9 protein-coding genes are annotated in these 7,134 nt (G+C 44.0%); all 9 read left to right on the plus strand.

The annotated features are described in order from the left end of the window. The first annotated feature begins 54 nt into the window (after nucleotides 1-54). Nucleotides 55-1,032, plus strand: a complete 978-nt coding sequence (locus A3763_RS11015; protein WP_068511153.1) for a calcium/sodium antiporter — start codon at nucleotides 55-57, stop codon at nucleotides 1,030-1,032. Nucleotides 1,033-1,077: 45 nt separating this feature from the next. Further along, nucleotides 1,078-1,620: an HAD family hydrolase gene (locus A3763_RS11020; protein ID WP_068511157.1), complete on the plus strand. Its 543-nt coding sequence runs from the start codon at nucleotides 1,078-1,080 to the stop codon at nucleotides 1,618-1,620. Nucleotides 1,621-1,638: 18 nt separating this feature from the next. Then, nucleotides 1,639-2,208, plus strand: a complete 570-nt coding sequence (gene lptC / locus A3763_RS11025; protein ID WP_068553988.1) for an LPS export ABC transporter periplasmic protein LptC — start codon at nucleotides 1,639-1,641, stop codon at nucleotides 2,206-2,208. After that, a complete protein-coding gene (gene lptA, locus A3763_RS11030) occupies nucleotides 2,192-2,800 on the plus strand; it encodes a lipopolysaccharide transport periplasmic protein LptA (RefSeq protein ID WP_068511162.1) in 609 nt (202 codons plus the stop codon). Before lptC ends, lptA begins: the two co-directional genes overlap by 17 nt. A gap of 12 nt (nucleotides 2,801-2,812) precedes the next feature. Continuing rightward, nucleotides 2,813-3,538 (plus strand): LPS export ABC transporter ATP-binding protein, encoded by a 726-nt coding sequence (gene lptB / locus A3763_RS11035; protein WP_068511164.1) that lies wholly within the window; start codon nucleotides 2,813-2,815, stop codon nucleotides 3,536-3,538. Between the two features lie 310 nt (nucleotides 3,539-3,848). Beyond that, the gene (locus A3763_RS11040; protein WP_068511168.1) at nucleotides 3,849-5,393 is read left to right on the plus strand and encodes an RNA polymerase factor sigma-54; all 1,545 of its coding nucleotides are present in this window, start codon (nucleotides 3,849-3,851) and stop codon (nucleotides 5,391-5,393) included. Nucleotides 5,394-5,495: 102 nt separating this feature from the next. After that, nucleotides 5,496-5,804, plus strand: coding sequence for a ribosome hibernation-promoting factor, HPF/YfiA family (gene hpf / locus A3763_RS11045; protein WP_068510392.1), 309 nt, complete (start codon nucleotides 5,496-5,498; stop codon nucleotides 5,802-5,804). A gap of 26 nt (nucleotides 5,805-5,830) precedes the next feature. After that, nucleotides 5,831-6,292 (plus strand): PTS IIA-like nitrogen regulatory protein PtsN, encoded by a 462-nt coding sequence (ptsN, locus tag A3763_RS11050; RefSeq protein ID WP_068510396.1) that lies wholly within the window; start codon nucleotides 5,831-5,833, stop codon nucleotides 6,290-6,292. Between the two features lie 42 nt (nucleotides 6,293-6,334). Then, a partial coding sequence (gene rapZ, locus A3763_RS11055; RefSeq protein WP_068760022.1) for an RNase adapter RapZ occupies nucleotides 6,335-7,134 on the plus strand: 800 nt, incomplete at its 3' end.

Below are 7,134 nucleotides of genomic sequence, written 5' to 3' on the forward strand. Positions count from 1 at the left end.
ATACTAAGGCCCTTCATTACACCCCTAGAAAAAACATTGATTAGATACTAACCTATGCTTCTATTTTCTTTAGCAATTATCCTCGGGCTTATTGTTCTTATTTGGAGTGCTGACCGATTCGTCAGTGGCGCCGTCGCTACAGCGCTCAACCTTGGCATGACACCGATGATGATCGGCTTAACAGTTGTTGCCTTCGGCACCTCAGCTCCCGAATTAATTGTTTCAGGTACTGCAGCACTAGACAATGCAAGTCACCTTGCGGTAGGAAATGCGATCGGTTCGAATATCGCAAACATTGCCCTAGTACTTGGCGCAACAGCACTGGTCTCGGCCATCCCCCTTAAAAAGGCAATTCTGAAGGTTGAGTTCCCGGTACTCATGGTCGCGACTTTCTTGGCCACCCTATTACTCAGTGACGGCATGCTGGATGCACTCGACGGTGTTGCACTATCTATAATTTTGTTTATTTCACTCATTGCTCTCGCCAAACTTCAAAACGCACCCGCGGGAGAAATCGATGAAATAGAAGACAGCAGATCCATCTCTGCAAAAAAAGCCTACATTCTTCTAGCTATAAGTATTGCTCTATTGCTCGCCAGTTCAAAGCTTTTGGTTTGGGGGGCAGTTGGCATCGCTACCGAGCTCGGCGTGAGCAAAATCATCATCGGCTTAACGATTGTTGCCATTGGAACCAGCCTACCCGAACTTGCAGCCTCCATTGCAAGCGCCCTTAAAGGCCATCACGACCTTGCCTTGGGAAACATTATCGGCTCAAACTTGTTTAATCTATTAGCAGTGCTAGCAATTCCTGCATTTCTTCACCCAATCTCACAGGGTGGCATCCCGATTAGTGAAGAGACACTATTCCGAGACTACGCTCTCATGTTTGCCCTGACCTTCGGGCTCGCTGCCATGGTTTATATCAAGCACGCAACCAAGAAGAACAGCCTTGGACCGGTAGCCGGCACGCTATTACTTGCTATCTATGGTGGCTACCTTTATGTATTGTACGAACAAACTGTACTTGCCTAGTTACAACACCTTCAACTTCACAACTAAGACTTTAGGGCCACCAACATGACTTTTAACGCACTTCCAAAAAACATTGCAGATAAAGCAGCCAGTATTAAACTCGTCGCACTCGATGTTGACGGCGTCATGACTAGCGGCAGTGTTTATTTCTCTGCACAAGGAGACGAACTAAAAGCCTTTAATATTCTTGATGGCCAAGGAATTAAAGCACTAATGAAGCATGATATCGAAGTCGCTATTATCACAGGTCGAACCTCAGCACTAACGGCGAGGCGCGCAAAAGACCTTGGCATTAAAAACATCCTTCAAGGAAGAGAAGACAAAAAAATTGCCCTAGGTGAAATTAGCGAAGAACTCGGTATTTCCTTTGACCAAATATGTTACGTGGGCGATGACTTACCTGACTTATCTGCAATCACCAGCGTGCAGCTAGGCATCACAGTTCCCAATGCGCATAGCCTTATTAAAAAGCATGCAGCACATTGCACTCAAACCCCTGGCGGCCAAGGTGCTGTCCGTGAAGTTTCTGACCTTATCCTGGAAGCTAAAGGACTTCTGGAAGCGTACCACCAGAGCTATTTATCTTAGACTCAAAACAGGCTATTTATGCTTAACCCGAGCCATTACAGACCTTTAATCATTGCCCTAGCCTGCCTTGCACTGGGTCTACTTTTATTTTCTGAAGAAAAGATAAAAGATACCCAAAAAAGCGCATCAGAAGCAGGTACAGACAGGCCCGCTGCATTCGTCGAAGGCGCAAGATTTACGCTATATGATGACAAAGGCTTCTCAACCAACTTACAAAGTAAAAGCGCATTATTTTACGCACAATCTGACCAAATCGATATCGAGCACATTGAGGCGACACTCTCAAATGAACAGGGAGAAATAATTCAACTTAGTGCCAACAATGGTGAAATCCAGCCAGACAGCGATACACTAATGCTTTCCGGAAATGTCATCATCGAGCAGATTATCCCCAGCGATAAAACATGGAGCATTGAAAGCGATCAAATATCGATAGACCGAAAACAGGCCTTTATCTCATCAAACCAAGCCGTTACCATTAGGAAAGATCAAAGCGTCATTCAAGCAACCGGCTTAAACGGCTGGCTTAATGAAAAACGCATTGAACTCCTTAGCAATGTCAGAGGACAGTATGCCTTCAATAAATAGCTTGCTCCGTGCCACCCTGTTAACCCTTTTGCCTGCTTTTTGTTTTGCAATCGACCCGAGCAGTAAACTTCCAATATCCATAGAGTCAGACCAGGCTAGCCTTGACGACCAGAATGGCACGTCAACCTATACCGGCAATGTCATAATCTCCCAAGGTTTATCTCGCCTAGAAGCAGATAATATTTCTGTAAAGGCGACAAATCGCAGCATTACAACCATCCAGGCCTCTGGCCAGCCAGCACACTTTGTACAACAAGTAAGCGCCGATAGCCCGAACACTCATGGCTATGGCAGCTCTATTACTTATATTGCAAAAGACAACTTGTTACGTTTTTCCGGCCAAGCTAAGTTAGTACAACAAGACAACTCCTTTTCAGGTGAAGAAATAGAGTACGACATTGTACGAAGAGCTATACGCGCCAAGGGAGATCAGACCCAAGGGTCTCGAGTTAAAATTCATTACTACCCTAATGCCGAGACCGCATCGGAAAATACTGAAGTGCCACTAATAAAAGGTTCTCCAGAAAACGAAAACAAACTGCCACTCGAACCTGCTCCAAATGCCGAGTCCGGTGCCGAGCAAAAGCAATAGACCTGAGCAACAATGAAAACTTTAAAAGCAGAAAACCTAGCCAAGGCCTATGATAAACGCCAAATAGTTAAAGATGTTTCCCTGACTATCAACAGCGGTGAAGTGATCGGGCTGCTCGGCCCTAACGGTGCTGGTAAAACCACTTGTTTCTATATGATTGTAGGCCTGGTTAAGCATGATAAAGGCAAGATATCAGTTAATGATACCGACCTATCATCCATGGCTATGCATGATAGGGCACGAAACGGTGTCGGCTACCTGCCCCAGGAAGCTTCAATATTTAGAAAGTTAAGTGTTCGAGACAATATCCTGGCGGTACTAGAGATTAGAAAAGATCTTTCTCGCAGCGAAAGGCGACAAAGAATGGAAGCCTTACTCGAAGAGTTTCACATCACTCACATCAAAGATAGTCTTGGCATGGCCTTGTCAGGCGGTGAACGTAGGCGAGTGGAAATAGCCAGAGCTTTAGCAATGGAGCCTGACTTCATTCTACTCGATGAGCCCTTCGCAGGTGTCGACCCAATATCGGTCAACGACATCAAGTCAATCGTCTCTCACCTTAAAAGTAAAAATATCGGCGTACTCATAACCGATCACAACGTTAGAGAAACGCTGGATATTTGTGAAAAAGCCTATATTGTTGGTGATGGCCATATCATTGCTTCAGGAAGTGCTGAAGACATTCTGAATAATGAAAAGGTCAAACAAGTCTACTTGGGCAATCAATTCAAATTATAAGCCAGTGGCTAGTTCATAGCATTCGATTCGAACAGCATATACAAACAATTAAGCATGACTTTCAGCTTAGAAATGAGTAGCATGCAATTTTCACGTCAACAAGACGATAACTTGATCTAAAACAATTATTTGTAGGCTGGTAACGTAAATATACTTTTATTTGTTTCACACTTTGCTATCTTCGCACTACACTTGTGTAAATGAAGTAAATATAAATACGTTTATTCACAGCGACCATTTCCGCAAAATATAATAAGCGACAATACATGATTCAAAATTTAAGTCTTAAGTTGGTGACATCCTCATGAACATGAAGGTTTCTCTCCAATTAAAGCTCGGTCAACAACTGACAATGACACCTCAATTGCAGCAAGCAATCCGCTTGCTACAATTGTCGACTCTTGACCTTCAAAACGAAATACAAGAAGCATTGGAATCTAATCCTATGCTCGAACTCCAGGACGATAACAACGAGCCTGGAAATACAAGTGATAAACAAGAAAATCAGAATGAAAGTCATCAAAATGATGGCAACGAGTACGCCTCTCAGGACAACCAACAAAGCAGTAGTACAGACACCAGTTCGAGCGAAGCACCTGCTAGCAATGAAGCCGACACGCCTAGTGAAGAGTGGTCAGATACTATACCGGAAGATCTGCCTGTTGATACGGCTTGGGATGACATATATACAAACAATGCGCCCAGTGGTCCCGTTCCCGAAGATGACAACAATGCCTTCGAACAAAGAAACGCTGCTACCGAGTCTCTTGCAGATCATCTAGATTGGCAACTTAACCTTACCCCCATGTCTGATCGCGACCGATACATTGCGATGTCATTAATCGACGCAACAGATACAGACGGCTACCTAACGAATACCGTTGAAGAGATACACGAGGGGCTGCACAACTCAGATGACGAAGACCCGGTTGAATTAGATGAAGTTGAAGCCGTCTTAAAACGCGTGCAGCACTTTGATCCACCTGGGGTATTTGCCAAAGACCTGCCCGACTGTTTGCTGCTACAGTTACGCCAGCTACCAAAAGATACGCCCTGGCTACCACAAGCAAAGCTTGTAATCAGCCACTACCTGAACTTATTAGGATCAAGAGACTACGCTCAACTAATGCGACGCAGCCGCCTTAAAGAGCATGAACTGAAAGAGGTTATCTCTCTAATTCAGTCTTTGAACCCTAAACCAGGTGAATCCATTGCTTCTTCCGAGCCTGAGTACATTGTGCCAGATGTCGTCGTAAAGAAAGAAAAAGGACGCTGGAAAGTTGAGCTCAACCCAGAGATTGCGCCAAAAATAAGGGTCAATGCAAATTATGCTTCGTTTATAAAGAGAGCTGACTCCAGTAACGACAACACCTTTATGAAGGATCAACTTCAAGAAGCAAAGTGGTTTATTAAAAGCCTACAAAGTCGTAACGAGACGCTTCTAAAAGTGGCAAGTAAGATAGTAGCTCACCAACAAGGCTTCCTTGACTATGGTGATGAAGCGATGAAGCCGCTGATTTTACATGATATTGCTGAAGCGGTAGAAATGCATGAGTCCACCATATCTCGTGTGACAACACAAAAGTACATGCATACGCCACGAGGCATATTTGAACTCAAATACTTTTTCTCAAGCCACGTCAGCACAACTACTGGCGGAGAGTGCTCGTCAACAGCGATTCGCGCAATTATTAAGAAGTTAATATCAGCAGAAAACCCTAAAAAACCTCTTAGCGATAGCAAGATTGCCGACTTGTTGAAAGAGCAAGGAATTAACGTCGCCCGCCGCACTATCGCAAAATACCGCGAAGCGATGTCGATCCCCCCATCGAACGAAAGAAAAAGATTGGTTTAATACAATATTTGATAACTTGCTGCCTGCAGCAAGTTGATTTGATAAGCGAAAAGTGAGTCAATATTCAACTCTCGCTAAAAATAACGATGATAGGAGAATACTATGCAATTAAATATCACTGGCCATCATGTAGATTTAACTGATGCACTTAAAGAATATGTGAAAACCAAATTGCAAAAGCTAGAGCGCCATATTGGCGGCATTAGCAACGTACAGGTAACCCTTTCTGTATCGAAACAAGCACATATTGCTGAATCAACGCTACATATCGCTGGTGCAGATATCCACGGCCACGCCGAGAACGACGACATGTATGCCGCTATCGACCAGCTAGTTGATAAGCTAGACCGTCAAATTCTTAAGCACAAGGAAAAGAAAGTTGACCGCGCACACGGCGCAGCAGCACGCTAGTTATTAGCGATCTTTAGAGTCGAAAAATGTCTGAAAATAAAATTACTATCGAGGCCATCTTGTCACCGGAGCTAACCCAACGCGGTTTGCCCGGTGGTAGCAAGAAAAAAGTTCTTCAACAGGCTGCACACCTGGTCTCAAAACAATTTCCTCATCTTGATGAAACTGAAATATTTGACAACCTTATTTCTCGTGAACGACTGGGAAGCACGGGAGTTGGGCAAGGAATTGCCATTCCCCACAGCAGACTGGAAAACTGCAAACAAGTTATTGGTTGTCTATTTACACTTGAAAAAAAGATACCTTTTGACTCGATAGATAACGAAGACGTTGATATTCTTTTCGTTTTACTTGTCCCCTCCGAGGCGACGAGCGAGCACCTGGATCTTTTAAGTCAAATTGCAGAGAAGTTCAACAACACTGCTTTTTGCGATAGTTTAAGGGAATCTGCTACAGGCACTGAACTTTATCAGAAAATAATTGCTTAAGACCTACAAACCTTAGAAGCTCAAAATTGCTAGGAACTTCTTATGAAGCTCGTTATTGTCAGTGGCAGATCCGGTTCCGGAAAAAGCACGGCCCTTCACGTCCTTGAAGACATGGGGTATTACTGCATTGATAATTTACCGGTTGGGCTTTTACTAAACCTTGGTAAACAATCACTACAAGGTAAAGATACAAGGTTAAGTAACGTTGCGATCAGTATCGATGCTAGAAATCTGCAGGGTGGAATAGAAGCATTCCCCCAAGTTTACGAGAAGCTAAAGCAGATGGAGATTGATGTCGATATCATTTTTCTTGACGCACAAAGTGAGACGCTCCTAAAGCGCTTTCACGATACTCGACGCAAACACCCACTTAGCAGCACAACACACTCACTCACCGAAGCGATTGAAACCGAAAGAACGCTTCTCGACCAGCTGGCACTAAAAGCTGACCTGACTGTCGACACTACGAAACTAACCCTATACGAGTTAAGAGACCTCATAAAACTTAGAGTGACAGGCAAACGAGAGCAAGAGCTCGCCATACTCTTTCAATCATTTGGTTTCAAAAATGGTGTTCCTAGCGATGCAGATTACGTATTCGACGTTCGCTGTTTGCCAAACCCATACTGGGACCCAAACCTTCGTACTTTTAGTGGATTAGATAAGCCCGTCGTAGACTTCATGAACGCCCAACCCGAATCCATACTAATGAAGGAAGATATCATTAACTTTCTCAGTAAATGGCTTCCTCAATTCAAAGCATCAAACCGTAGCTACATGACTATCGCGATCGGCTGTACCGGCGGCCATCACAGATCGGTCTATATTAGCGAACAGCTTGG

The organism is Oleiphilus sp. HI0128 (genome assembly GCF_001635365.1).

Bases quoted from the DNA above. Each gene is read 5' to 3' on its own strand.
- A3763_RS11015 (WP_068511153.1), top strand. From the start codon at position 55: ATGCTTCTATTTTCTTTAGCAATTATCCTCGGGCTTATTGTTCTTATT.
- A3763_RS11020 (WP_068511157.1), top strand. From the start codon at position 1,078: ATGACTTTTAACGCACTTCCAAAAAACATTGCAGATAAAGCAGCCAGT.
- lptC (WP_068553988.1), top strand. From the start codon at position 1,639: ATGCTTAACCCGAGCCATTACAGACCTTTAATCATTGCCCTAGCCTGC.
- lptA (WP_068511162.1), top strand. From the start codon at position 2,192: ATGCCTTCAATAAATAGCTTGCTCCGTGCCACCCTGTTAACCCTTTTG.
- lptB (WP_068511164.1), top strand. From the start codon at position 2,813: ATGAAAACTTTAAAAGCAGAAAACCTAGCCAAGGCCTATGATAAACGC.
- A3763_RS11040 (WP_068511168.1), top strand. From the start codon at position 3,849: ATGAAGGTTTCTCTCCAATTAAAGCTCGGTCAACAACTGACAATGACA.
- hpf (WP_068510392.1), top strand. From the start codon at position 5,496: ATGCAATTAAATATCACTGGCCATCATGTAGATTTAACTGATGCACTT.
- ptsN (WP_068510396.1), top strand. From the start codon at position 5,831: ATGTCTGAAAATAAAATTACTATCGAGGCCATCTTGTCACCGGAGCTA.